Genomic DNA, 25,651 nt, shown 5'->3' on the forward strand with positions numbered 1-25,651 from the left:
GCCGCTCGCGCCCCCCCGCGTACGGCAGCCCGGCCGGTGGCGCTCCTCTCGCCGCCGAGGTTCGCCCGCGCGCCCGGTCGAGATCCTTCGGACACCGCCCCCGGCCCGCCCGCGTGACCGGCGCGTCAAGACCCGCCCCTCCCGGCGTCAGGACCGCGTCAGGGACGCGGACGGCGGGCCCCGCACCGGGCAAGGCTGCGGAGGAGCACCCCGCGCACCCCGCCGGGGACCGCCCACCGGGAAGGAACCCCCATGCCCCGCACCCCGCTTACCGGCCCCGACGAACCCGAGCCCGGGGAACCGGTCCCGGCCGGACGCCTCTGCGTGCCCGTCCGGCCGGGAGCCCACGGCGTCACCGCCCGCCTCTTCCGCACGCCCGTCGGCGCCCGCACGGCCGTCGGCTTCACCACCCCCGGACGGCTCCGCGCGACCCTCGGCGCCGGCCAGCCGTGGATCCCGCTCTCCGAACCCGCCCTGCGCGCCCTCACCCGCCCGCTCGGCATCCGCACCCTGACCGTCGACCCGACCCTCACGGCCCCGGGAACGGCCCCCGAGGCCGCTCCCGCCGGGAAGACCGAGAGCCGGGAACCCGCCCCGGTACGGGAACCCACCCCGGTACGGGAACCCGCGTACAACCTCGTCGGCCGCCCGCCGGTCGTCGCCGTCCGCGACGGCGCCGCCCGGCTCCTGGTCCGCCGCGAGACCCTGGCGGACCTGTGCGCCCGGGAGGTCGGCCCGTAGGAACGGGCCCCCGTCACCAGGCGTCGTCGGCGGCGAACAGCTCCCGCACCCAGGCGGCGCTCGCCTCCCGGCTGTCGTCGAGCGGCGTGCCCGGGAAGAGGCGGAACCACGAACCCGCCCGGCCCAGCGCCGCGAGCCGCACCGCGAGGAGCGCCGCCCGGCGCAGCTCCGCCGACGACGGGCCGAGACCGGACCACGGCTCCAGATACGCGTCCACCAGCGGTGCCACCGCCCCGGGGCCGTACCGCTCGGCCACCGCCCGCACCGGCACCAGGAGGCTCACGAAGGGATGCCCCACACAGGCGTCGCCCCAGTCGAAGAAGGTGAACCGGCCGGAGCCCGGGGCGAGGATCTGCCCGTCGTGCAGGTCGCAGTGGTCGAGCGAGTCCGGTACGCCGTACGCGTCGAGCTCCGCGCACCAGTCGGCCAGCAGCCCCCGCCGCCCCAGCAGCAGGGCCCGCTCGGCCGCGTCGAACAGCGGATTGCCGGTGACGAGCGACTCGAAGAGGTCCGGCAGGTCCCGGGTCCTGGCCTCCGGCACGCCCAGGGCGGCGATCCGGTCCGCGTACGGCACCAGCCGCCGCTGCGCCCGCGCGTACCGCCCCACCGCCATCGCCCACTCGGCGGGTCCGGCCGCGCCCGCGTCCAGGACGTCCCGGAACAGCGGACCGCCGTCCGGCAGCAGCATCCAGCCCCGCTCCGCGTCCACCGCGAGCGGCGCCATCACGTCCCCGGGCACCCAGTCGGCCAGCGCCCCGGCGAGCCCCGCCTCGAAGGAGTTGTCCGGGTTCCCGGCCTTGAACCAGGCCGCGTCCCGCCCGCCCGGCCCGGTGCGCAGGCGCACCAGGACCGACCACGGGCGCACCCGCACCTCCCGCGTCCCCGTCTCCGCCAGGCCGTGCGCGGCGAGCCCGCGCCCGGCCCAGCCGAGCGCCTCCCGCCGCCACTCCCCGTCGTCCCAGGGCGTCACCGCGTCCGGGAACCGCCCCCGGTCCACCACCGTCGTCCACTCGTCGTCCGTCGCACGCATCGGACGATTCCACCACCGTCCCCCACTCCGGCGCACCGGAATATGCGGGGCACCGGCCCATGGCGCCCCGGCCGCCGATCCGGCCCGTCACATCCCGGACCCGCCGGGCGTGCACTCGAACGTGACCCCAGGGATCACCCGTTCGAGGCGTGTCCTGTCGCCCGGTCGGGTGGTCGGGCCCGGCCGGGCGTTTCGGCGGGTCCCGGGGCGCGGGGGAATCACGATCATGCTCGGGTGACTACGCCCCACCGATCCGCCACCCGCCGCCGGCTCCTCCCGGCCGCCGTGGCCGCCCTCGGCCTGCTCCCGCTGAGCGCCGCCGTCCCCGCCTCCGCCGTCCCTGCCTCCGCCCCGGCCATCGTGCCGGCCGCCGGGCCCGCCGCCGCGCCCCGGGTGCCGACCCCCGCCGAGGCCCGTACCGACGCCTACCTGGAGGCCGTACGCGAACGGCCGGGCCGGCTCGACGCGTTCTTCCGCTCCATGCCCAAGGGCGGCGAGCTGCACAACCACCTCTCGGGCGCCGTCTCCACCGAGTACCTGATCCGGCTCGCCGCCGAGGACGGGCTCTGCGTCCAGACCGCCACCATGACCGCCGTCCCGCCGCCGTGCGGCCCCGGCACCCGCCCGGCCGCCGACGCCCGCACCGACCGGGCCTTCCGCGACGCCCTGATCCGGGCCTGGTCCATGCAGGACTTCCCGCCCGGCGGCAACGGCCACGACCACTTCTTCGACACCTTCGGCAAGTTCGGCGAGGTGACCTGGCGGCACCGCGGCAAGCTGCTCGCCTCCTTCGCCGACGAGGTCGCCGAGCAGAACCAGTCGTACCTGGAGACCATGGTCAGCCCGGCCTCCGACGGCGCCAAGAAGCTCGCCGACGCCGTCGGCTGGGACGCCGACCTCGCCGCCCTCCACCGCAAGCTCACGGACGGCGGCCGCCTCGACGCCCTCGTGAAGGAGGCGGTCAAGGAGGCCGACGACGGCGACGCCGAGTTCCGCCGCGCCGCCCGGTGCGGCACCGAGCGCGAGCGGCCCTCCTGCGGCCTCACCGTCCGCTGGATCTCCCAGGTCTCGCGCGGCAGCTCCCCCGAGCGCGTCTTCACCCAGATCGCCCTCGGCCTGCGGCTCGCCGAGCGGGACGACCGCTTCGTCGCGGTCAACCTGGTCCAGCCCGAGGACTGGGACAGCTCGTTGCAGAACTACAGCCTCCAGATGCGGATGATCGCCTATCTGCGCGGCGTCTACCCCCGGGCCCACGTCACCCTGCACGCGGGCGAGCTGTGGCCCGGCCTGGTCAAGCCCGAGGACCTCTCCTTCCACATCGCCGAGGCCGTCGGCGTGGCCCGCACCGACCGCGTCGGCCACGGCGTGGACCTCGTCCACGAGAACGACTGGCAGGGCACGGCCCGCGCCATGGCCGCCCGCGAGACCGCCGTCGAGGTGCCCTTCACCAGCAACGCCCAGATCCTGGGCGTGCGCGGCGCCGAGCACCCCTTCGAGACGTACCGCGCCTACGGCGTCCCGGTCGTGCTCGCCACCGACGACCCGGGCGTCTCCCGCATCGACATCACCCACGAGTACGGCTACGCGGCCCGCACCTACGGCCTGTCGTACCCGGAGCTGAAGGACCTCGCGCGCGCCTCCCTGGAGTACGCCTTCGTCCCCGGCGCGAGCCTGTGGCGCGGCAACCCGACCGCCGAGGGCTACCGGACCGTCCCGGCCTGCCGGGGCGAGCGGCCCGGCACCCCGATCCGCTCCACCTCCTGCCGCCGGCTCGTCGAGGGCAGCGGGAAGGCCGCCCTCGAATGGCGCCAGGAGGCGGCCTTCGCCGCCTTCGAGGCCGCCCACGCGAACCCGGTCCGCTGACCCGGAGCACCGCCCCGGAGCGCCCGGCCCCCCACCGGAGGGGCCGGGCGCTCCCGCGTGCGCGGCCCCCGTACCCGTACCGCCCGTTCCGCCCGCCTCACCCGTACGGCCGGATCAATCGGTCATACGGGTGCATACAGGGCTAGAGTCTGAGCGGCCCGACGCCTCCTCCCACGCGCCGACGAGGTACGCCATGACCGCAGCGGAACCCAGCGCCGGAGCCGCCCCCGGGGCCGCCCCCACGACGGCCAAGCTCAGCCTCCTCACGCTCACCGCCATGGTCGTCGGCTCCATGGTCGGCGCCGGAGTCTTCTCGCTGCCCCGCCGCTTCGCCCAGGAGACCGGCGTCGCGGGCGCCCTCATCGCCTGGGCCGTCGCCGGCCTCGGCATGCTGATGCTCGCCTTCGTCTTCCAGACCCTCGCCGTCCGCCGCCCCGACCTGGACGCCGGCGTCTACGCCTACGCCAAGGCCGGCTTCGGCGAGTACCTCGGCTTCTTCTCCGCCTTCGGCTACTGGGCCAGCGCCTGCGTCGGCAACGTCACCTACTGGGTCCTCATCATGTCGACCCTCGGCGCGCTCGTCCCCGCCCTCGGCGACGGCGACACCGCCCTCGCGATCGTCCTCTCCTCCGCCGGACTGTGGGCCTTCTTCCTCCTCGTCCGGCGCGGCGTCAAGGAGGCCGCGGCGATCAACCGGATCGTCACGGTCGCCAAGATCGTGCCGATCCTGGTCTTCGTCCTCCTCGCCCTCTTCTGCTTCGAACCCGCCGTCTTCGCCGACAACTTCGGCGGCGCCGACTACGCCGGCTCGCTGTTCGACCAGGTCCGCGGCACCATGCTCGCCACCGTCTTCGTCTTCCTCGGCGTCGAGGGCGCCAGCGTCTACTCCCGGCACGCCAAGCGCCGCGAGGACGTCGGCCGCGCCACCGTCCTCGGCTTCCTCAGCGTCTTCGCCGTCTTCGCCTCGGTCACCATCGTGTCGTACGGCATCCTGCCCATGAGCGAGATCGCCGCACTGCGCCAGCCCTCCATGGCCGGCGTCCTGGAGGCCGCCGTCGGCACCTGGGGCAAGGTCTTCGTCTCCGCCGGACTGATCGTCTCCGTCCTCGGCGCCTACCTCGCCTGGACCCTGATGGCCGCCGAGGTCCTCTTCGTCGCCGCGAAGGACAAGGACATGCCCCGCTTCCTCGGCCGTGCCACCGCCGACGACGTCCCCGCCCCCGCCCTCCTCCTCACCACCGCGCTCAGCCAGGTCGTCCTCGTCGTCACCGCCTTCTCCGACGACGCCTTCAACTTCGCCCTCGACCTCACCAGCGCCCTCAGCCTCATCCCCTTCCTGCTGGCCGCCGCCTTCGCCCTCAAGATCGCGCTGCGGCCCCAGGAGCACCGGGTGACCGGCACGAGCACCCGGACGGAACTCGCCGTCGCCTGCCTCGCCACCCTCTACACCGCCTTCCTGCTGTACGCGGCCGGCCTCACGTTCGTCCTCGTCTCCCTGATCCTCTACGCCCCCGCCACCCTCCTCTTCGCCCAGGCCCGCCGCGAACAGGGACGGCGCGTCTTCTCACCCCGGGAGGCGGTCCTCTGCGCCGTCTCCGTCGCCGGCGCCGCCCTCGGCGTCACCGCCCTCGCCGCCGGCTGGATCGAGCTGTGAACCACCCCTTCCGGAAAGACCACCGATGACCCCCGACACCCCCGCGGCCCCCCTCGGCGTCCACTCCGAGGTCGGCCGGCTCCGCAAGGTCCTCGTCTGCTCCCCGGGCCTCGCCCACCGGCGGCTCACCCCCACCAACTCCGACGACCTCCTCTTCGACGACGTGATGTGGGTGGAGAACGCCCAGCGCGACCACGCCGACTTCGTCAACAAGATGGTCCAGCGCGGGATCGAGGTCGTCGAACTGCACAACCTGCTCACCGAGACCATGGCCATCCCCGAGGCCAGGGCCTGGCTCCTCGACCGCAAGATCATCGCCAACGAGGTCGGCCTCGGCCTCATCGACGGGACCCGCGCCTTCCTCGACTCCCTCGCCCCCCGCGCGCTCACCGACCACCTCATCGGCGGCCTGTCCACCGCCGACCTGCCCGAGGACTTCCGCTCCGGCTACGACGCCCTCGCCCGCGAGGGCGTCGGCGCCCGCGAATACCTGATGCCGCCGCTGCCCAACACCCTCTACACCCGCGACACCACCTGCTGGCTCTACGGCGGCCTCACCCTCAACCCGCTCTACTGGCCCGCCCGGCACGGCGAGACCCTCCTCATGAAGGCCGTCTACACCCACCACCCCGACTACAAGGACGCCACCGTCTGGTGGGGCGACCCCGAACGGGACTGGGGCCAGGCCACCTTCGAGGGCGGCGACATCATGCCCGTCGGCAACGGCGTCGTCCTCATGGGCATGAGCGAACGGACCTCCCGCCAGGCCATCACCCAGGTCGCCCGCGCCCTCTTCGAGCGGGGCGCCGCCGAGCACGTCGTCGTCGCCGGGATGCCGAAGCTGCGCTCCGCCATGCACCTGGACACCGTCTTCACCTTCGCCGACCGGGACGTCGTCACCCTCTACCCGAGGATCGTCGGCGCCGTGCACACCTTCTCGCTGCGGCCCTCCGACCGCGCCCCCGGCATCGAGATCACCGACGAGGGGGACACCCCGTTCACCGACGTCGTCGCCAAGGCCCTCGGCCTCCCCGGCCTCCGCGTCATCGAGACCGGCGGCGACGTCTACGCCTCCGAACGCCAGCAGTGGGACAGCGGCAACAACGCCGTCGCCCTGGAACCCGGCGTGGTCGTCACCTACGACCGCAACACCCAGACCAACACCCTGCTGCGCAAGGCCGGGATCGAGGTCGTCACCATCGTCGGCGCCGAACTCGGCCGCGGACGCGGCGGCGGCCACTGCATGACCTGCCCCCTCGTCCGCGACCCGGTCGACTTCTGACCCCTGCCACCCCCGCCGCCGGTACGGCCCCGCCGCCCCGCCGAGTCCGTCTACGTCCGGGACCCCGACGGCAACGCCGTCGAACTCCGCTGGTACCCGCAGGACCTTCCGGACGGCGGGGCCGGGAACTGACGCCCCGGCCCCGCCCGGCCTGGCAGGCTGCCGTCATGACCGACGACACCTGGACCACCGTCACCCGCCTCCGCGACCGGCTCGCCGCCCACCAGGACCTCCCGCCCTCCCAGGAGATCCTGGTGCGCGTCCTCAAGCTCTCCGAGGAGGTTGGGGAGGCGGCGCAGGCGGTCATCGGCGCCACCGGGCAGAACCCCCGCAAGGGCACCAGCCACACCTGGCGGGACGTCGAGGCGGAGCTCTGCGACGTCGCCATCACGGCGATGGTGGCCCTCCGCACCCTCACCCCGGACGCCCCCGAGGTCTTCGCCGCCCACCTGCGCCGGGTCGCGGCCCGCCTGGAGGAGAGCACCCCTCGCGGAGCGGAGCGTGCGTCACGGAGCGGAGCGGTGCTCACGGAGGGGGCCCGTGATCCTGGGAAGGATCAGTGCTCGCAGAGTGAGAACTCCCGCTCGTAGAGCTTCTCGTTGTGCTCGTCGACGAAGAACTTCCGCTCCTTCATGAGCTCCTCGCGGTAGCCCTTCGCCTCCTCCGGCGTCATGGTCGAGGTGGCGGCCCAGGGCTGCTGCGGCGGCACGTCGGAGGTCGAGACGATCCTCCGCGCGGGGTCGACGAGGAAGAACGCGAGGATCTTGCGGTGCCCCGGACGGCTCGGGTCCGCGAGCCGGAACGGCTCGACGCGGTGCTGGAGGACGTTCGGGAAGGCCAGGCAGCGGCCCTCCGGAGTGGGCACCGACCCCAGCACCTGGTTGAGCGCGTCCTCGTTCTCCAGACCGTAGACCTCGCGCACCCCGTCGTCGTCGTTCTGCTCGTAGGCCGGGTCGTCGAGCGCCGCGCGGAAGCCGAGGCGGCTCTCGGTGATGTTCTCGCTGTCCCAGTAGTAGAGGCAGGTCGAGACGATGCGCTCGTTCAGCATGCCCTCGACGTGCCAGGAGCCGCCCGCGTACTCGGGCCGCTCCGGGGTCAGGTGGAGGGTGGCGAGCTTGACGATGACCTGGAGGCGGCGCCCGCTCAGGCGGACCCGGTCGGACCCGGTCGGACCCGGTCGGAACCTCGGGCGCGGTGAACTCCGGGGCGTCCGGGACGATCGGGACGCGGGTCTCCCACCACTCGTCCTGGGCCAGTTCCCACGCCTCGACGGCCGCCTCGTAGGCCTCCTCGTCGGCATGGTCCGACTCCTCCGGGTGCTCCGGCTCGGGGCCGTACCAGCCGTGCGGATCGGCCTCGATCCGCAGGGGGCGGGGGTGGCGCAGGTCGGTGAGCACGTTCTCCAGCAGCGGGAGCACCCGCCCGAACAGCTCCGGCAGGACGGCGGCCAGCTCGCGGTGCCGCTCGGGATGGACGTTGTTGACGTACGAGGCGAAGACGGCCTCGCCCCCGTCGCTGACGTCCACGTCCGTGGGGAGCCACTGGAAGCGCTCCGAGAACTCGTGCTTCGTGTAGGGGTCCGTCGGGTTCCGCCAGGCCCGCTCGGGCGCCCCGCTCACCTCCCGCACCAGGCAGAACAGCGAGGGGTGCACCAGGTCGAGGACCTGCCCGCCGGAGCCGGGATGCCAGTCCCGCTCCTCCTCGGGGACGTCCTCCAGGACCCGGACCGCCGCGCGCAGCCGCGCCCCGAGGTCCTCGCCGATCAGGGAGTCCGACTGCCAGACGCCGTCGACGGCGGACACCTCGGCGCCGGTGGAGCCGTCCCGCAGCGCCGCGTAGTGGGCGAGTTCGGCGAGGACGTAGCGGACCTGCGCCTCGGTGAGGCCCTGGTCGAGCGCCTCACGGGTCCACCGGGCCACGATGCCCGCGTCGCGCGCCTTGTCGGCCCATCCGGGCTTCTCCCGTATGTGCGCGCTGCACCGTGTCATCTCGACCTCCCGCAGGGTCCGGGGCGTCGCGAACGGCAGGGAGCGGGTGGTGTGGAAGGGCAGCGGGAATGCGGACGGGGCGGTCAATGCTCTCGGTCCTCCGGTCGGTGGGCGCGGTGCCGCGAAGACTATGTCAGCGCGCCGACACGGCGGACGCGTCCTCGGACCGGCCCTCCGCCGGACCCCCGTCCGTGTCCCCGGCCGCGCCCCGGGTCTCAGGGGGAAGGCCGGTGTCCGCGCCGACGGGGGCGTGGGTCCCGGTCCGGGCGCGCAGCCGGGCCCCGGCGGCGTCCAGGCCGGTGAACACGACGGTCTTGCCGTGCCGGGCGTAGGCCGCCTCGACCGCGTCCAGGGCGGCGACGGCGGAGGTGTCCCAGACCCGCGCGGCGGAGAGGTCGATCACCACCCGGTCCGGGTCGCCCGCGTGGTCGAAGCGGTCGGCGAACTCCTCGGCCGAGCCGAAGAACAGCTGGCCGCCGACCCGGTGGACGACGGTCGTGCCGTCCGGGTCGGTGACCGAGGTGACCTCGGTCCGCCGGGCCACCCGCCCGGCGAAGACGACCGCCGCCAGGACCGTGCCGACGACGACGCCGACGGCGAGGTTGTGGGAGACCAGCACGCAGCCCAGGGTGACCAGCATGACGACGGTCTCCCCGACCGGCATCCGCCGCAGGGTGGCCGGGGCCACCGACCGCCAGTCGAAGGCGGTGACCGACACGATGACCATGACCGCCACCAGCGCGGCCATCGGGATCTTCGAGACGACCGGCCCGAGGACGATGCACAGCACCATCAGGAACACGCCGGAGAGGAAGGTCGAGAGCCGGGTGCGGGCGCCGGCCACCTTCACGTTCATCATCGTCTGGCCGATCACGGCGCAGCCGCCCATGCCGCCGAGCAGCCCGGTGACGACGTTCGCGACGCCCTGGCCGACCGACTCGCGGGTCTTGTTCGACGGGGTGTCCGTCAGGTCGTCGACGAGCTTCGCGGTGAGCAGCGACTCCACGAGCCCGACGAGGGCGACGGCGAAGGCGTACGGGGCGATCGTCGCCAGCGTGCCGAGCGTGAGCGGCACGTCGGGCAGGCCCGGCACCGGCAGCGCCGTGGGCAGCGCGCCCCGGTCGCCGACGGTCGGCACCGCGATCCCGGCGGCGACCGTGACCAGGGTCAGGACGGCGATCGTGACCAGCGGCGCGGGCACCGCCCTCGTCACCCTCGGGAAGAGGACCAGCAGCACGATCCCGGCCGCGATCAGCGCGTACACCGCCCACGGCACGTTCCGCGTCTCGGGCAGCTGGGCCAGGAAGACGAGGGCGGCCAGCGAGTTGACGGAGCCGACGAGGACCGGACGCGGCACGAACCGCATCAGTTTCGCCACCCCCACGAGCCCCAGGACGATCTGGAAGAGGCCGGCCAGGATGACCGTGGCGATGAGGAACTGCACGCCGTGCTCGCGGTTGACGGGCGCGATCACCAGCGCGACGGCGCCCGTCGCGGCCGAGATCATCGCCCGCCGCCCGCCGACGATCGCGGTGGTGACGGCCATCGTGAACGAGGCGAAGAGGCCGAGCGCCGGATCGACGCCGGCGATCACCGAGAAGGCGATGGCCTCCGGGATCAGCGCCAGCGCGACGACCAGCCCCGCCAGCACCTCGGTGCGCCACACCCGGGGGTCCCGCAGCCAGTCGGGCAGCGGGCCGCGCGGCCGGGACACGGGGGAGGAGGGGACGGGGGCGGCGGAAGGCACGGGAGGGCGACCTTGTCGTACGGAGGGGGCGGGAGGCGGCGGCCGGGGAGCCCGGCGACCCGAGGACTTTACCGTCAGCCCGCCCGTGTGCCCTCACGCCTCCGGGCCCGTGCCGTCCGGGCTCCGCCGTTCCCGCCGCCCTCGCGCGCGGTCAGCCCTCGCGTACGGGGTGCTTGCTCAGGATCGACACCCGGTTGAAGGCGTTGATGGCGATGGCGACCCAGATCACGGCGGAGAGCGCGTCGTCGTCCAGCACCTCGCGGGCCTCGGCGTAGGCCCGCTCCTGGGCGCCCGCGTCCGACGGGTGGGTGGTGGCCTCGGCGAGGGCGAGGGCGGCCCGCTCGCGCGGGGTGAACAGCTCGGTGTCCCGCCAGGCGGCGAGCACGCCGAGCCGGCGGGTGGTCTCGCCGGCGCGGAGCGCGGCGCGGGTGTGCACGTCGAGGCAGGAGGCGCAGCCGTTGAGCTGGGAGACCCGGAGGTTGACCAGCTCGACGAGGATCCGGTCGAGACCGGCCTCGGAGGCGGTGGTCCGCACGGCCTCGGCGGTCCGGACGAGGGCCCGGTAGGCGTCCGGACTCTGCTTGTCGAGATAGATCCGCTGCCCGCCGGAGGCCCGCACGGTGTCACTCACTGTCCGCTCCTTCACCCGCGCCCCGCGCGTGTCACGTGGCGCGGTGCCATCATCCCCCGAGAGTTTGTTGAAAATCAAACAACCTGGTTCGGGCGGACGTCGGACCGCCGGTGGAGGTCAGACGGTGAGCCGGTCCGGCGCGACCGGCGCCGGGCCGAGACCGATCCGGGTGAACTCCTCGAAGCGGAGGATCCGGAGGCGTTCGGCCTCCGGGAGGCGGGCGTAGACGCCGGGGAGGGGCCGCTCGCGCGCGACCTCGCCGCGGTGCGCGAGGATCGCCCGCCACTTCACGCCGACCCACGGCATGACGTCGACACGGGTGGTCACGTACGCGTCGTCCACCGCGAGCACGCTCTTGCCCACGGCCTCCAGGAGCGGACCGAGCGGGCCCGTGCCCGACCGGGAATGGGTGGCCGCGTACAGGGCGGACGGCCGCCACGGCGGCCCCGCCCCGGGATACAGCCCCGCGTGCCCGGCGGCCTCGGTCGCCAGCAGGGCGATCCGGTGCGTCCGTACGTGGTCGGGGTGGCCCGTCAGCTGCCCCACCGCGTCGTGCGTGACGACGACGTCGGGCCTGAAGTCGCGCAGGTGGGCGACGAGCCGGCCGACGGCCTCGTCGAGGGGCGCGTCGACCAGGCGGGTCCCGCCGGGAGCCGCCTCGGGGTCACGGGCGTCGCCGTAGCCCAGCAGGCGCGGGGCACCGGCACCGAGGACGGCGAGGGCGTCGGCCAGCTCGGGGACGCGGCGGCTGCCCGGCGCCCAGGTGGCGGTGACGACCGCCGTACGGGCCCCGGCGGCGGCGTGCTGGGCGAGCACCCCGCCCGCGAGCAGGCTCTCGTCGTCGGGGTGCGCGAAGATCCCCATCAGGCTGGGGGGACCGGGCGTCGGATCCGTCACGGAGTTCCTTTCCGGGAGCCGTTCCGGCGGAGGGAAAATCCAACAGCCCCTTCCGCCCGTGTGGTTATAGTTCCGGTCAGCGTCGCGTGCCGGTGGCGGACCGATCGTCAGGCATGGAGGCGTGGTATCGAAAGGTGGCTACGGCCATTTTCACCCCGATCGAACAGAAGATCACGCTCTACCCCGCCGAGGACCGGTTCTCCGGACCCCGGCCCGCCGTCCTCGTCCTGCCCGGCGGCGGCTTCCGGGAACTGACCTCGCACGAGGGCGAAGGCTACGCGCGCTGGCTCTCGGGTCTCGGCCTCCACGCCTTCGTCCTGTCCTACCGGCTGCTGCCGGAGCGCTTCCCCGCCCCGCTCGAAGACGCCAGGGCCGCCCTGGAGCACATCCGCGGCGGCGGTCACGGCCTCGACGTCGGCCCGGTCGGCGTCATCGGGTCGAGCGCGGGCGGACACCTCGCCGGCCTGCTCATGACCGGCCGGGTCCTGTCCGTCGAGGAGGGCGTCACCGACCCGCCCCGGCCGGACTTCGGGATCCTCGCCTACGCGCTGGCCGACTTCGACCTGGTGCCGCCGCCGGTGGTCGCGCACCTGCTCGGCGACCTGCTGCCCCTCAAGGACGAGCTGTCCCCGGCCCGGCACGTGGACGCGTCGGTGTGCCCGGCGTTCGTCTGGGCCACCGCCCAGGACCCGCCGGGCCTGCCCAACGCCCTGGAGTGGGCCCGGGCGCTGGCCGCCGCGGGCGTGCCCGTGGAGCTGCACGTCTACCCGGACGGCGGCCACGGCATCGGCCTGGCCGACGGCGTCGCGTACGGCGACACACCGCACCCGTCCGTCGCGCACGTGCCGCACACCGCGTCCTGGACCACCGCCTGCGCGGCCTGGCTGCGGCAGGGGGGCTTCCTTGTCGACTGACCGGATCACCGCCTGGGGCAGGGAACTGAGAGAAGTCCACGGCAAGTTGCGCACCGCGCTGGCTCTGGCGCGGGCGGGCCTCGACGGCGGCGACCCCGACGGCGCCGCCACCGACCTGCTGCTGTTCTGCCACGGGTTCTGCGCCGCCCTGTCCGGCCACCACCGCGCCGAGGACGGTTCGCTCTTCCCCGAACTGCTGCGGGCCCGGCCCGACCTGGCCCCCGTGGTCGCGAAGCTGACCCAGGACCACAACATGATCGAGCACCTCATCGGCGGACTGCGCAAGGCCCTGGCCGACTCGACCGACCCCGAGGTGGCCCACCGTCACCTGGACGGCATCGAGGCGGTCATGGAGACGCACTTCACCTACGAGGAGAAGCAACTGGTCGCGGTCCTCGACGACATGGACGCCGACTTCGACCGCACCGAGGTCTTCGGCCCGATCCACTGAGCCGCGTCCCGGCCGCGCCTGCGCGAGGCGGCGCGGCCGGGACGCCGTTCGTCAGCCGCAGTGGCCGTTCGACGGGGGCGTCTTCGAGGTCCTGGTGGAGATGAAGGTCTCGACGCCGTCGGTGCGGTCCTTCGCGTAGGAGACGTTGCGGCCCGGGACGGTCCAGGTGCCGCCCAGCTGGATCTTCCAGTAGCCGGCCGTCTCGCGCATGACCGGACCGAGCTCGATCCAGCCGAACTGCTTCGGCGGTACCGGGATCTGGGCCTGCTCGGTGACGGATTCCTGCTGCAGCCAGGTCATCGAGGCGTTGAACCCGGCGCTCAGCCCCTCGGCCTCGAAGCCGAGGCTGCCGCCGAAGGTGAACTCGGTGCCCGTGGTGGAGGTCCAGCCGAGCGTGTACGTGGCGTCGCGGTCGGGGCTCTGGTTGTAGAGCACCCGCCCGGCCACACAGCCCTGGACGGCCTGGTAGGCGGAGGACTCGCCGACGGGGACGAAGACGCAGCCCTTCCGGTCCGTCTGCCGCGCGCACCACTTGGCGGCCTGGTCGAGGACGACGCGCAGGACGTCGGGGGGCATGCTGCCGTTGTTGCCGAGCTTCCAGGTGTTGTGGTCGTTGTCCGAGTCGGTGTCGCACGCGATGAGTTCGACCCGTTTGGCCACGTGCGGGAAGACGTCCTCGGCCAGGGCGGTCAGGCAGTGGCGCCAGCCGGCGCGCTGACGGATGCGGAAGTCGGTGGGGACCGTCTTCTCCTTGTCGGCGTTCGCGGGCATGACCGGCTCCAAGGTCCACTGCTGGGAGTCGCGCGACGGATCGCAGGGGGCCAGCTTCAGGTGGAAGGGGAAGACGACGGAGCCGTCGTCGTCCAGGCAGGTGCCGTGCCGCACGTTGACGAGGGCGACCGCCCCGCCGGTGTCGTCGGTCGGCCGCAGGGCCCACTTCTGCCAGGGCAGGACGCCGCCGAGGCCGCGGGTGACGTAGCTCTCCGGGTTGAGGGCCTGCTCCAGGCCCAGGGCCATGTTCAGGCCGCTGTTCGTGACGGTCAGGCAGTCCAGGGAGCCGGGGCCCGAGCAGGCGCCGGAGCCGATGGGCGCGAGGTCCGTCCAGTCGAGCCAGACGTCCTTCCGGCTGCCGTCGAAGCTCCCCGCCGCAAGGCGCGTCCGCTGGTAGAGGGTGTCGGAGTCCTTGCCGACGGCGAACACGTCGAAGGCGGGCGAGCCCTCGCGGGGCGCGGAGACCACCGTGACCGCGCGGGCCTTCGTCCCCTCCAGGGGCTGCCAGCCGGCCAGCCAGACCCCGTTGGGATCGTTCTTGCCGGCGGGGCTGGACTGGGTCCGGTAGACGACGCGGTCGCCGGTGTCGATGCCGAAGACGGCCAGGCGGCCGTCGGTGTGCCGGGCGACGACGGGCCGTCCGGGCACCTTCGGGCCCAGCGCCCTGCCCTCGGCCCACACGCCGGCCGGTTTCGAGGGGGTGCCGGGCGCGGACTGGGTGAGCGTCCACAGCCGTCCGTCGCTCCTGTTGCCGAAGACCTGGAACAGGACACCGGCCGTGCCGTTGTCGGCGGCCACCGTGACGTTGCCGGTGAAGCCGGTGCCGATCTCCTTCCAGGACGACCAGTTGTCGGAGGGGAGCGGTTTCTGCGAGGTGCCGCGCTCCTTCTGGGCGGTCACCTTCAGCCGGCCGTCGGACTTGCGGCCGAAGACGGTGAGGCGGCCGTCCCCGCCGACCACGGCGGCGGGACTGCCCGCCCAGGTGCCGGGCAGCGCCTCCCACGCGCTCCAGGCCGTGCCGTTGGGCGACCTCTGGGCCCGGTGCCACAGCCGGTCGTCGGCGCCCCGGACGAAGAGCTCCAGCCGTCCGTCGGTGTTGCCCGCGATGACGCCGTCGCCGTTCGGGGCGGCGGTTTCGAGGGTGTTGTCGTCGGCGACGACCACCGGCGCCCCGGCCACCGTCGTGCCCGGCGGGGCGCCGAAGTCGGCCCAGGCCGCCCACGCGCCGTCCACCGCCTGCTTCTGGTACCAGAGGTGCCCGTCGGCCCGGCGGACGAAGACGGACGGCCGCTTGTCGAGGTTGAGGGCGGTCACCGGATCGCCCACCACCGCCCCCTCGGTGTTCGTCCAGGCGCCCCAGCGGCCGTCCGTCCGGTCCCGCACCCGCCGGTGCACCATGCCGTCGCCGGCGCGGGCGAAGAGGGTCACCGTCCCGTCGGCGGCGACGCTGGAGACCGGCGCCCCGGCGGGCTCCGGCTCGGCGGCCGCCGCGGCGGGACGGACGGCCGGACCCCGACCCGCCGCGGTCGGCGCGGCGGCGGAGACGGCCGGCAGGGAGGCGGCGAGCGCCGCGCCCGCCGCGAGGAGGACGACTCCGCGGCGGAAGGCCGCGCGGGGCCGACGGCTGTCGGTTCTTTCGGACATGACGCACCTCCGAGGAAGGCTGCTTCCGGTGGATCCACCCGTTCGTCACGCGTCACGCGGGCCCGGGACCCGACCGGGGCCCGGAAAGCCCCTCTCACCGGCCCGAACGGCGCACACGACCCTAGGGGCGGCCCACCGCCCCCGAGGAAGGGCCGTGCGCGGAGACCACCTGAACGGGGTGCCCGGTGAACGGGAGTTCCCGCCCGGCCCGGCCCCTCCCGCTCCTCCCGCCCCATCGGCCCCACCCGGCTCCCCGGCCGCCCCTCCCGCCCGCCGGCACGTCGCGCCGGTGGCCCGTTCGGAGGACGCGGGCGGGTGCGGCGTGTCCCCATGGCGGGGGGCTCCGTTGAGGGGGCGTGACCTCATCTCGACGTATCTCCTCGGTCCTCGCCGTCGCCGCCGCCTTCGTGTGCGTCGGCGGCGCCGCCTCCCAGGCCGTCGCGGCCCCCGCGGGACCGCTCGGCCAGCCGATCAGCCCGCTCTCCGAGCTCGACTCCCTCGCCACCTCCGGCATGCCCGAGGACGCGCGGGCCGACTACCCCGGCGTCCGCGAGCAGCTCACCGGACTGAGCAGGGTCAACGAGCTCCGCCAGCTCCACCAGCTCACCGACCTGGCGGCGCCCGTCACCGGCCTCCTCCCCGCCGTCTCCACCTGAGCCCACCCCTCCGCGACGCACCGGCGCCCGGACGGTCACCACGTGGCCGTCCGGGCGCCGGTTCCGCGCGGAGCGGATCGGAGCCGTACGGGATCAGCGCAGGTCGTACCGGTCCAGCTCCATCACCTTCCGCCACGCGGCCGCGAAGTCGCGGACGAACTTCCCGCCGCCGTCCCGGGAGGCGTACACCTCCGACAGGGCCCGCAGCTGCGCGTGCGAACCGAAGACCAGGTCGACGGCGGTCGCCGTCCACCGGGGCTCGCCGGTGGCCCGGTCCCGGCCCTCGTAGACGTTCTCGTCGCGCTCCGAGACCCGCCACTCGGTGCCCATGTCCAGCAGGTGGACGAAGAAGTCGTTGGTCAGGACCCCGGGCCGGTCGGTGAACACGCCGTGGCGGACCCCGCCGTGCCCGGTGCCGAGTGCTCGCATGCCGCCGACCAGCGCCGTCATCTCCGGCGCCGTCAGCGTCAGCATGCTCGCCCGGTCCAGCAGCAGCGTCTCCGGCGACAGTTTCTCGCCGCCCCGCAGATAGTTGCGGAAGCCGTCGGCGCGCGGCTCCAGGACCGCGAACGACTCCACGTCCGTCTCCTCCTGCGAGGCGTCGGTACGGCCCGGGGCGAACGGCACCGCCACCGGGTGCCCCGCCTCCGCCGCCGCCCGCTCCACCGCCGCGCAGCCGCCCAGCACGATCAGGTCGGCCAGCGAGATCCGCGTGCCGTCGCTCCGCCCGGCGGCGAACTCCGCCCGGATAGAGTCCAGGGCCGCGATCGTCCCCGCCACCTCCGGCAGGTCGTTGACCTCCCAGTCCTTCTGCGGGGCGAGCCGCAGCCGCGCCCCGTTCGCCCCGCCCCGCCTGTCGGTGCCCCGGAAGCTCGCCGCCGCCGCCCAGGCGGTCGTCACCAGCTGCGGCACCGTCAGGCCCGAGGCGAGGATCCGCTCCTTCAGGGCCGCGGCGTCCGCCTCCGAGACCAGCGGGTGGTCGACCGGCGGCACCGGGTCCTGCCACAGCTGCGGCTCCGGCACCCACGGGCCGAGGTAGCGCGACAGCGGGCCCATGTCCCGGTGCAGCAGCTTGTACCAGGCGCGGGCGTACGCGTCCGCCAGCTGGTCCGGGTGCTCGTGGAAGCGGCGCGCGATCGGCCCGTACACCGGGTCCATCCGCAGCGCCAGGTCGGTCGTCAGCATCATCGGGGCGTGCCGCTTCGACGGGTCGTGCGCGTCCGGGACGGCGTCCCCGGCGGCCGGGTCGGTGGGCTTCCACTGGTGGGCGCCGGCGGGCGAGGTGGTCAGCTCCCACTCGTACCCGAAGAGGTTGTCCAGGAAGCCGTTGTCCCACCGGGTGGGATGGTCGGTCCAGGCGCCCTCCAGGCCGCTGGTGAGCGCGTCGCCGCCGACGCCGGAGCCGTGCCGGTTCCGCCAGCCCAGGCCCTGCTGCTCGATCGGGGCCGCCTCCGGCTCCGGGCCGATGTACTCCGGGTCCACGGCGCCGTGGCACTTGCCGAAGGTGTGGCCGCCGATGATGAGCGCGGCCGTCTCCTCGTCGTCCATCGCCATCCGGCCGAAGGTCTCGCGGATGTCGCGGGCCGCCGCGAGCGGGTCCGGGTTGCCGTTCGGGCCCTCCGGGTTGACGTAGATGAGGCCCATCTGGACCGCGCCGAGCGGCCCCGACAGCTCCCGGTCGCCGCTGTAGCGCTCGTCGCCCAGCCAGGTGTCCTCCGGGCCCCAGAAGATCTCCTCCGGCTCCCAGACGTCCTCCCGGCCGAATCCGAATCCGAAGGTCCTGAACCCCATGGATTCCATCGCGCAGTTTCCCGCGAAAACCAGCAGATCGGCCCAGGAGATCTTCTGCCCGTACTTCTGCTTGACCGGCCACAGCAGCCTGCGCGCCTTGTCCAGGCTCGCATTGTCCGGCCAGCTGTTCAGCGGCGCGAATCGCTGCGCGCCGCGCCCGCCGCCGCCCCGGCCGTCGGCGATGCGATACGTCCCCGCCGAATGCCAGCTCATCCGGATGAAAAGCGGACCGTAGTGCCCGTAGTCGGCCGGCCACCATTCCTGCGAATCCGTCATCACGGCGATGACGTCCCGCTTCAGCTCCTCGACGTCGAGCTTCGCGAACTCCTTCGGATAGTCGAAGCCCTCGTCCAGCGGATCGGCCTGGGGGTCGTTCCGATGGAGCACCTGGAGGTCCAGCTGGTTCGGCCACCAGTCCCGGTTGGTGCGGGGACGGGTCGGCACGGGGCTGGGGGAAGGAATCGCGGGGTTCTCGCTCTCACTGCCGGTCACGTACGGCCTTCTTCCTGTGTGCTCGGTCTTTCCCGCCGTCGGCCGGGATTTCCGTGACGACGCGTCCGTATGGTCGCGCACCCCGGTCCGTCCGGCCACGCGAACACGCAGGACCGGGCCGCGCGGAAATCCCCGGAAAAGCCTTTTGACACAGAAGGAAGCGCTCCTGTTGAGCCCCCGGAAAGGGCTCCCTACGCTGAGGAGGTCCGCGGTCCGTAGAAGCACGCGGGGGGACGAGGAAGGCGAGGGTCCCGATGGCCGGCGTCACCGCGCACCGCGCCGTCCTCGGCGGCGGGCGCCCCGACCTCCCCTACGCGCGGACCGGCCGGTCCGGCGACGGGCCGCCGCTCGTCCTCGTCCACGGCTACGCCGACTCCTGGTGGGCCTTCGAACCGGTGCTGCGCGCGCTGCCCGCCGCGGTCCGCGCCTACGCCCCCACCCAGCGCGGCCACGGCGACGCGGACGCCCCCGAGGAGGGCTACCTCCCCGAGGACTTCGCCGACGACCTCGTCGCCCTCCTCGACCACCTCGGCATCGAGCGGGCCGTCCTCGTCGGCGGATCGAGCGGCGGCGTCCCGGCCCGCCTCGTGGCCGGCCGCCGGCCCGACCGGGTCGCCGGACTCGTCCTCCTCGGCACCCCGGCCCTGCTCGCCGACAAGCCCGCCGCCACCGCCCTGTGGGAGACCGTCCGGACCCTGGAGGACCCCGTCGACCGGGCGTTCGTCGAGGGCTTCGTCCGCGGCCCGCTGGCCGGCCGGGTCGCCCCCGGCCACCTGGAGACCCTCGTCGAGGAGAGCATGAAGCTGCCCGCCCGGGTCTGGCGCGAGACCCTGCGCGGGCTCCTGGAGACCGACCTCGCGGCCACCCTGACCGGCATCCTCGTCCCCACCCTCGTCGTCTGGGGCGACCGCGACCCGCTCCTCACCCGCGCCGACCAGCAGCTGATCCTCGACGCCGTCCCCGACTCCCGCCTCCTCGTCCACGAGGGCGCGGGCCACCTCCTGTACGGGGAGGACCCCGAGCGGGTCGCGCGCGAACTCACCGCCTTCGCCGCCGCCCCGCGCGGCTGACCGGCCCGGCCCAAGGCCCTGGAAGCACGGCTGACCGGCCCGGCCCAAGGCCCCGGAAGCGCGGCTGACCGGCCCCGCCCAAGGCCCCGGAAGCGCGGCGGACACGCCAGGGACGGCCGGGAAAGGCCGGAAAACCCTTGGACCCGTACTGCTACCCTGCGCCACACTCCGTCACCGTACGTACCAGCGAGGCGACGGAAGGTCCTATGGCTATCTCGGAACGACGCGGCGGGCCGGGCCGGGGCCCCGTCCGGCTCGCCCTGCGCTACTACGGGGGAGAACTGGCCCGGCTGCGGCGGACGGCGGTACCGGCCCTGCTCCTGCCCGCCCTCGGCAACATCTGCATCCTGTACCTCGCCCCGCTCGTCGTCGCCCGGCTCGTCGGCCGGGTCGCCGGGGGCGGCGGCACCACGCTCCCCGAGATCATGCCGCACGCCCTCGTCCTCGCCGGCGTCCTGCTCCTCGGCGAGGTCCTCTGGCGGATCGGCCTCCACTGCCTCAACCGGCTCGACGCCTACGGGATCGAGCACCTCTACGTCCGCGGCATGGACGAACTCCTCGCCAAGGACACCTCCTTCTTCCACGACAACTTCGCCGGCTCCCTCACCAAGCGGGTCATCAGCTTCTCCCAGCGGTTCGAGGACGTCGTCGACACGCTGACCTTCCAGATCGTCGGCAGCGTCGTCCCCCTGCTCTTCGCCTCCGTCGTCCTGTGGCAGTACGACCCACTGCTCGTCGCCGGACTGCTCGTGATGATCGTCTTCACCGCCGTGGTGGTGCTGCCGCTCATCCGCCGCCGCCGGCTCATCGTCGCCGAACGCGAACAGGCCATCGCCCGCGTCTCCGGCCACATCGCCGACGTGCTGACGAACATGGACACCGTCCGCGCCTTCGCCGCCGAGCGGCGCGAGGCCGCCGAGCACCGGACGCGGATCGCCGAGTCGCGCCGGATCAGCCTGCGCTCCTGGGACTACGGCAACCTCCGCATCGACACGGTCATCGCCCCGCTCTCCGTCCTCACCAACGTGCTCGGCCTGATCCTCGCGCTGCTCCTCGGCGCGGGGGACCGGGGCGTCGAGGCGGTCGTCGTGGCCTTCACGTACTACGCCAACGCCACCCGCATCATGTTCGAGTTCAACCAGATCTACCGGCGGCTGGAGAGCTCCGTCACCGAGGCGGCCCAGTTCACCGAACTCCTCCTCGAACCGCCCGCCGTGCTCGACCCGCCCGAGCCCGAACCGCTGAGCGGCCGCAGCGGCGAGGTCCGCTTCGAGAAGGTGAGCTTCGCCCACAAGGGCTCCGCCCCCCTCTTCGAGGGCCTCGACCTGGACGTGCCCGCCGGCACCCGGATCGGCTTCGTCGGCCGCTCCGGCGGCGGCAAGACCACCCTGACCCGGCTGCTGCTGCGGATGGCCGACATCGACGGCGGCCGCATCCTCGTCGGCGGCCAGGACATCAGCCGGCTGCGCCAGGGCGACCTGAGGAGCCTGATCGGCTACGTACCGCAGGATCCGGCCATGTTCCACCGCACCCTGCGGGAGAACATCGCCTTCGCCCGGCCCGACGCCACCGAGGCCGACATCCGGCGGGCCGCCGAGGCCGCCCACGTCACTGAGTTCGCCGACGCCCTCCCCGAGGGCTTCGACACCCTCGTCGGCGAGCGCGGCGTCAAGCTCTCCGGCGGCCAGCGGCAGCGCGTCGCGCTCGCCCGCGCCATCCTGCGCGACGCGCCGATCCTCCTCCTCGACGAGGCCACCAGCGCCCTCGATTCCGAGAGCGAACTCCTCGTCCAGGACGCCCTGTGGCGGCTCATGGAGGACCGCACCGCCCTCGTCGTCGCCCACCGGCTCAGCACCGTGGCCGGCATGGACCGGCTCGTCGTCCTCGACCGGGGCCGGATCGTCGAACAGGGCAGCCACCAGGAACTGCTCACCGCCGACGGCGCCTACGCCAAGCTGTGGCGGCACCAGTCCGGCGGCTTCCTCGACGGCACCCCCGAGGACCGCACCGGACCGGAGGCCACCCTGTCGCACTGACCCCGTCGCACCGGCCCGCCGCGCTGATCCCGCCGCACGGGCCGCGCACCGTGCGGGTGCGAACACGCTGCGCGTCTGCCAGCCTGGACCCAGCGCGCCCGGCACCACGCCTTGACGGAAACCGGCCGCCCCGCCGCCCCACCCGGGCCGGCGGGGCGGCGCACGACGGAAGGGAGGCGGCCATGCTCATCGGTCACGCCTTCGAGGAGGGCGTCCTCCACCTGTCCCTCCCCGGCGACCTCGCGCTCACCAGCCGCTCCGCGGCCGACCTGGAGGCCCAGCACCTCGCCCACGCGCACCGCCCCCGGCTCGTCCGGGTCCAGCTCTCCACCGCCGACCCCTCGCCCGCCTCCCTCAGCGTGCTCTCCCGGGTCCGCCGCTTCTGCGAGAACGTCCGCATCCCCCTCACCGTCGTCGGCCCCGCCCCCGCCCCGCCCGACCGCCCGGCCGCCCGCGCCCTCGCGGGCTGAGCGGCACCTCCGCCGAACGGCCCCGCCCGGCGTGCGGCGCGCGGACCGCCGCCGTTGACTGGGCGCGGACCACCACCCGGGCGCGAGGGAGCGACGACATGACCGGAAGCTGGGCACGGACCGCCGCCGGCGGACTGCTGGCGGGAGCCGTCCTGATGGGGACGGCCGGCTGCTCGGACGACGGGGACAACCCGGTCTCGGGCGCGGCCAGCGAGGCCGCGTCCGCCGCCGCCTCCGCCGCGCAGGGCGTCTCGGACGCCGCCTCCGAGGCCGCCGACAAGGCGGAGAAGCAGCTCTCCGAGATCAAGGACGGCGTCGACGCCCGCGACGAGGTGAAGCTGGGCGACGCCGCCACCGACGCCGACGGCCGCACCACCGTCCCGCTCACCGTCCGCAACACCGACGGCTCCACCCGGTCCTTCGCGGTCCAGGTCGAGTTCAAGGACGGCGACGGGAAACTGCTCGACACCGTCGTCGTCACCGTCTCCGACGTGCCGGGCGGCCAGAGCAAGGACGGCACCGCCCGCAGCACCCACAAGCTCTCCGGCACCGTCACCCCCTCGGTCGGCACCGCCCTGCGCTACTGACCCGCCCGCCCCGGCGCGGAAAACCGCTGTCGCCCGGACCGCCGGACCCCCAGACTCCTGCCATGACCGACATGGACGAATTCCGGGCCGCGGTCGCGGCATGGGCGGCCGGCGGACCCGGCGGCCCCGCCCGCGACCTGGCCGCCCGCCTGCCCGTGCGCACCGCGGTGCTCCTCGAAGGACGCAGCGACGTCGCCGCCGTCGAGGCGCTGGCCGCCCGGCGCGGCCGGGACCTCGCCGCCGAGGGCGTCTGCGTCCTGTCGATGGACGGCGCCACCAACGCCGCCCGCCACGCCCGGCTGCTCGGCCCGCCCGGCCTCGGACTGCGCCTCACCGGCCTCTGCGACGAGGCCGAGCGCGACCACTACGCCCAGGGCCTGGCCCGCGCCGGGGCCGACCCGGACGCCTTCTTCGTCTGCGTCGCCGACCTGGAGGACGAGCTGATCCGGGCCCTCGGCGTGCCCCGGGTCGAGGAGCTGGTCGAGGCCCAGGGGGAGGGGCGCGCTCTGCGGACCTTCCTGCACCAGCCGGCCCAGCGGGACCGCGGCCCCCGGCAGCGCATGCGCCGCTTCCTCGGCACCACCTCGGGACGGAAGATCCGCTACGGCCGGGTCCTCGTCGAGGGCCTCGGCACCGCCCCCGTGCCCGCCCCGCTGGACGGACTGCTCAACTCCCTGCCGGCCGGGCCGTGAGCGCGTCCACCGCCCGGTCCAGCGCGGCGAGCAGGGCCGCGCGCTCCCCGGGGGCGTAGAGCAGGCGCAGGGCGAGCCCGTCGCTCACCGCGATCAGCGCGTCGGCGGTGGCCCCGGGCTCGGGGCAGCCCGCCGCGCCGAGCCGCCGGGCCAGCGCCTCGCGCACCTCCCGGTCGATCCGCCGCCGCGTCTCGGCGAGCCGGGGGTGGTGGGCGGCGTGGACGGCGAAGGACAGCTGGGCGGTGGCCTCGGCGCGCCGCTCCTCGTCCAGCGGCAGGGTGGTGAGCAGCAGCGCGCGCAGCGTCTCGCGCGGCGGCAGGCCGGGGTCCACCGAGGCGATCCGCCGCTCGGTCCGCTCCCCGGCGAGCTTCGCGGCGAACAGCAGCAGCTCCTCCTTGGTGCGGAAGTACTTCTGGACGGCGCCGGGGGAGCGGCCGCTGGCCGCCGCCACGGTGCGCACGCTGACCCGGGACAGCCCCTCCTCGGCGGCGAGGCGGAGCAGGGCGGCCCCGATCTGGCGGCGCTGCTCCGGCCGGTCGACGCTCCTGGGCATCGTCACCCTCCACATTTCCGGGATACGGTCGTATTCTAAAGTGAGTGGACGAGATGGGGGAACGCGCCATGGAGCACCTGCCCGACCAGCCGGCCGACCGGCCCGTGGACTTCGGCAAGAAGCCCGAGCGGAAGGCGGAGGAGGCGAAGCCCGCCCTGCGCGTCTCCGACCGGGAGCGGGACGTCGCCCTCGGCGTTCTCGCCGCCGCCCTCGCCGAGGGCCGCCTCGACCCGCAGGAACACGCCGAACGGACCGAGGCCGCCCTGCGCGCCCGCACCGCCGCCGACCTCGCCGTCCTCACCGCCGACCTGCCCGCCCTGCGGCCGGGACGCGAGGAGCTGGCCCGGGGACGGCGGGCCTCCCGGCTCGCCGAATGGCGCCGCTGGGCCTCCGTCGCCGTCATCCTGACCGCGATCTGGGGCGTGAACGGCATCCGCGACGGCGAGTTCCACTTCTACTGGCCCATCAGCGTGCTCGGCATCTGGGGCGCCGTCCTGGTCGCCCGCTCCATCCGGCGCGGCGAGGACGAGGACCAGGGCTAGGGACTGTCCGGCGGAGGCGGGGACCGGAAGGAACGGGACACGGGTCGGGGGGACGCGTCGGAGCCCGGGCTTCGGGGTAAACAGAGAGCGAACACCCCCTCTCCCGAACGGACCCGTGCGCCTTGAGCATGCCTCTCGGACCCCGTGTGCCAGGCAGGACCTGGACGATTCGCCTCACCGGCCACCCCGACCACTCGGCGCGGGTCAGCTGTACGACCCCCGGCTGCCGCATGCCCGAGCGCTCCAAGGACGTCCGCGCGCTGCGGGCCTTCGCCGCCGAGCACGTACGGGCCCACGCCCGCCTGGCGACCCCGCGCCCGAACGCCGCCTGCGCCTGCGGCGGCGCCGGATGCCGGCACCACCGGGCCCGCGCCCTCTGCGCGGGGCGGACCCTGCTCGTCCTCATCCACAATCCGGCGATCGGCGAGGTGTGGACGCTCGCCGAGATCTGCGCGGGCTGCGCCCCGCTGATCACCCACGCCCGGGTCGTGGCCCGCGCGGCCGACCCCGCCGGGCCCCGCCCCGAGCGGGTGCCGGAGCCGAGGACCGCGCCGGGTGGCGCCGCCCCTACCCCCGCCGTGCCCGCGCTGTTCTCCTCCCCGGAGGACGCGGGTGCCGCCGAGCCCGGGGCCGCGCGCCCGCCCCGCCGGGGCCGCCGGGGCGGCGGGCGCGGCAACCGCACGGGCGGCGGCGGCCGGTACTGACCCGGACCGCGCCGCCCCCGGCAGCCGTACCGGGGAAGGTCACACGGGGGAGAGGACGTCCTCGCGCACCCGGTCGAGGACCAGGCCGCCGTCGAGCCGGACCCGGGCCGTGACGACCGGCCGCCGCGCGCGGAACGCGGCCCACGCCGGCTCCAGCGCCCGCACCTGCTCCGCCAGCCGCTCCCGGCTCGCCGCCGGCATCTGGGCGCCGAAGGATTCCAGCAGCGAGGACAGCCGCTCGTACTCGGCCGCCTCCGGGTCCGGCACCGGCTCGTCCGGCGCGTCGACCCGCTCCACGACCCCCTCCGCCCCGGCGCCCAGCAGCAGCGCCCCGGCCACCTCCGCCGGAGCCCCGGCCGGGTCGCCGGCCACGGTGACCGCGCCGGCCACCCTCAGATCGACCGCCAGGCGTACCCGCAGCCCCCGTGTGAGCGTCATCGGACCT

General features: G+C 74.6%; 23 protein-coding genes and 1 pseudogene. 15 read left to right on the forward strand and 9 right to left on the reverse strand.

Features of this window, described 5'->3' with window-relative positions; genetic code table 11:
- The first annotated feature begins 252 nt into the window (after positions 1-252).
- Positions 253-741 carry an SAV_915 family protein gene (locus IE219_RS32565; protein ID WP_189978716.1) on the forward strand — a complete coding sequence of 163 codons (489 nt, stop codon included), beginning with the start codon at positions 253-255 and terminating at the stop codon, positions 739-741.
- Positions 742-754: 13 nt separating this feature from the next.
- On the opposite strand, the gene IE219_RS18370 is transcribed toward IE219_RS32565, so the two are convergent.
- Positions 755-1,771, reverse strand: coding sequence for a phosphotransferase (locus IE219_RS18370; RefSeq protein ID WP_189978717.1), 1,017 nt, complete (start codon positions 1,769-1,771; stop codon positions 755-757).
- A 234-nt stretch (positions 1,772-2,005) separates the two neighbouring features.
- Between IE219_RS18370 and IE219_RS18375 the strand changes: the two genes are divergently transcribed.
- From IE219_RS18375 to IE219_RS18390, 4 genes are all read left to right on the forward strand, one after another.
- Positions 2,006-3,634 (forward strand): adenosine deaminase family protein, encoded by a 1,629-nt coding sequence (locus IE219_RS18375; RefSeq protein WP_229849842.1) that lies wholly within the window; start codon positions 2,006-2,008, stop codon positions 3,632-3,634.
- Between the two features lie 193 nt (positions 3,635-3,827).
- Complete coding sequence (locus IE219_RS18380) at positions 3,828-5,288, forward strand: basic amino acid/polyamine antiporter (protein WP_189978721.1); 1,461 nt, start codon at positions 3,828-3,830, stop codon at positions 5,286-5,288.
- 25 nt (positions 5,289-5,313) lie between these two features.
- A complete protein-coding gene (locus tag IE219_RS18385) occupies positions 5,314-6,570 on the forward strand; it encodes an arginine deiminase (protein WP_189978723.1) in 1,257 nt (418 codons plus the stop codon).
- Between the two features lie 167 nt (positions 6,571-6,737).
- Positions 6,738-7,160: a MazG-like family protein gene (locus tag IE219_RS18390; RefSeq protein WP_229849843.1), complete on the forward strand. Its 423-nt coding sequence runs from the start codon at positions 6,738-6,740 to the stop codon at positions 7,158-7,160.
- Here the strand turns inward: IE219_RS18390 and IE219_RS18395 are convergent.
- The 4 genes and pseudogenes from IE219_RS18395 to IE219_RS18410 all read right to left on the reverse strand — a co-directional run bounded on the left by IE219_RS18395 (position 7,127) and on the right by IE219_RS18410 (position 11,800).
- A pseudogene (locus IE219_RS18395) lies at positions 7,127-8,645 on the reverse strand (DUF4246 domain-containing protein). The gene IE219_RS18390 and the pseudogene IE219_RS18395 sit on opposite strands and share 34 nt — an antisense overlap.
- A 46-nt stretch (positions 8,646-8,691) precedes the next feature.
- Positions 8,692-10,305, reverse strand: coding sequence for a SulP family inorganic anion transporter (locus IE219_RS18400; RefSeq protein WP_189978725.1), 1,614 nt, complete (start codon positions 10,303-10,305; stop codon positions 8,692-8,694).
- A 151-nt stretch (positions 10,306-10,456) separates the two neighbouring features.
- Positions 10,457-10,936, reverse strand: a complete 480-nt coding sequence (locus IE219_RS18405) for a carboxymuconolactone decarboxylase family protein (protein WP_189978726.1) — start codon at positions 10,934-10,936, stop codon at positions 10,457-10,459.
- Between the two features lie 117 nt (positions 10,937-11,053).
- Positions 11,054-11,800, reverse strand: a complete 747-nt coding sequence (locus IE219_RS18410) for a PIG-L deacetylase family protein (protein WP_189979118.1) — start codon at positions 11,798-11,800, stop codon at positions 11,054-11,056.
- Positions 11,801-11,967: 167 nt separating this feature from the next.
- On the opposite strand from IE219_RS18410, the gene IE219_RS18415 reads away from it, so the two are divergent.
- Entirely contained in the window at positions 11,968-12,747 is a 780-nt protein-coding gene (locus tag IE219_RS18415) for an alpha/beta hydrolase (protein ID WP_229849844.1), read from the forward strand.
- The gene (locus tag IE219_RS18420) at positions 12,737-13,198 is read left to right on the forward strand and encodes a hemerythrin domain-containing protein (protein WP_189978730.1); all 462 of its coding nucleotides are present in this window, start codon (positions 12,737-12,739) and stop codon (positions 13,196-13,198) included. The genes IE219_RS18415 and IE219_RS18420 overlap by 11 nt, the downstream gene beginning before the upstream one ends.
- A gap of 51 nt (positions 13,199-13,249) precedes the next feature.
- Here the strand turns inward: IE219_RS18420 and IE219_RS18425 are convergent, their stop codons facing one another.
- Positions 13,250-15,613 (reverse strand): DUF8189 domain-containing protein, encoded by a 2,364-nt coding sequence (locus IE219_RS18425; RefSeq protein WP_229849845.1) that lies wholly within the window; start codon positions 15,611-15,613, stop codon positions 13,250-13,252.
- A gap of 356 nt (positions 15,614-15,969) precedes the next feature.
- Between IE219_RS18425 and IE219_RS18430 the strand changes: the two genes are divergently transcribed.
- Entirely contained in the window at positions 15,970-16,269 is a 300-nt protein-coding gene (locus IE219_RS18430; protein ID WP_189978731.1) for a hypothetical protein, read from the forward strand.
- A 93-nt stretch (positions 16,270-16,362) separates the two neighbouring features.
- Here IE219_RS18430 and katG read toward each other — a convergent pair whose 3' ends face one another.
- Positions 16,363-18,552: a catalase/peroxidase HPI gene (gene katG, locus IE219_RS18435; protein WP_189978733.1), complete on the reverse strand. Its 2,190-nt coding sequence runs from the start codon at positions 18,550-18,552 to the stop codon at positions 16,363-16,365.
- Between the two features lie 254 nt (positions 18,553-18,806).
- On the opposite strand from katG, the gene IE219_RS18440 reads away from it, so the two are divergent.
- The 5 genes from IE219_RS18440 (at position 18,807) to IE219_RS18460 (ending at position 23,407) form a co-directional block, all read left to right on the forward strand.
- Complete coding sequence (locus IE219_RS18440; RefSeq protein WP_189978736.1) at positions 18,807-19,622, forward strand: alpha/beta fold hydrolase; 816 nt, start codon at positions 18,807-18,809, stop codon at positions 19,620-19,622.
- 206 nt (positions 19,623-19,828) lie between these two features.
- On the forward strand, positions 19,829-21,658 hold the full coding sequence (locus tag IE219_RS18445; RefSeq protein WP_189978739.1) for an ABC transporter ATP-binding protein: 1,830 nt from the start codon (positions 19,829-19,831) through the stop codon (positions 21,656-21,658).
- Between the two features lie 182 nt (positions 21,659-21,840).
- Entirely contained in the window at positions 21,841-22,128 is a 288-nt protein-coding gene (locus IE219_RS18450) for a hypothetical protein (RefSeq protein ID WP_189978741.1), read from the forward strand.
- A 98-nt stretch (positions 22,129-22,226) separates the two neighbouring features.
- Positions 22,227-22,715, forward strand: coding sequence for a hypothetical protein (locus IE219_RS18455; protein ID WP_229849846.1), 489 nt, complete (start codon positions 22,227-22,229; stop codon positions 22,713-22,715).
- Between the two features lie 62 nt (positions 22,716-22,777).
- Positions 22,778-23,407: a TOPRIM nucleotidyl transferase/hydrolase domain-containing protein gene (locus IE219_RS18460; RefSeq protein WP_189978743.1), complete on the forward strand. Its 630-nt coding sequence runs from the start codon at positions 22,778-22,780 to the stop codon at positions 23,405-23,407.
- On the opposite strand, the gene IE219_RS18465 is transcribed toward IE219_RS18460, so the two are convergent.
- Complete coding sequence (locus IE219_RS18465; RefSeq protein ID WP_189978745.1) at positions 23,382-23,960, reverse strand: TetR/AcrR family transcriptional regulator; 579 nt, start codon at positions 23,958-23,960, stop codon at positions 23,382-23,384. The two genes, IE219_RS18460 and IE219_RS18465, sit on opposite strands and share 26 nt — an antisense overlap.
- A gap of 53 nt (positions 23,961-24,013) precedes the next feature.
- Here IE219_RS18465 and IE219_RS18470 point away from each other — a divergent pair, with 53 nt between their 5' ends.
- Together IE219_RS18470 and IE219_RS18475 are read left to right on the forward strand one after the other, a co-directional pair.
- Positions 24,014-24,502, forward strand: coding sequence for a DUF1707 SHOCT-like domain-containing protein (locus IE219_RS18470; protein ID WP_229849870.1), 489 nt, complete (start codon positions 24,014-24,016; stop codon positions 24,500-24,502).
- 146 nt (positions 24,503-24,648) lie between these two features.
- A complete protein-coding gene (locus tag IE219_RS18475; RefSeq protein WP_229849847.1) occupies positions 24,649-25,206 on the forward strand; it encodes a hypothetical protein in 558 nt (185 codons plus the stop codon).
- Positions 25,207-25,245: 39 nt separating this feature from the next.
- Here IE219_RS18475 and IE219_RS18480 read toward each other — a convergent pair whose 3' ends face one another.
- Entirely contained in the window at positions 25,246-25,644 is a 399-nt protein-coding gene (locus IE219_RS18480; protein WP_189978747.1) for a hypothetical protein, read from the reverse strand.
- Positions 25,645-25,651: the final 7 nt, after the last annotated feature.

The organism is Streptomyces termitum (assembly GCF_014650175.1).
In the GTDB taxonomy this organism is placed as follows: domain Bacteria; phylum Actinomycetota; class Actinomycetes; order Streptomycetales; family Streptomycetaceae; genus Streptomyces; species Streptomyces termitum.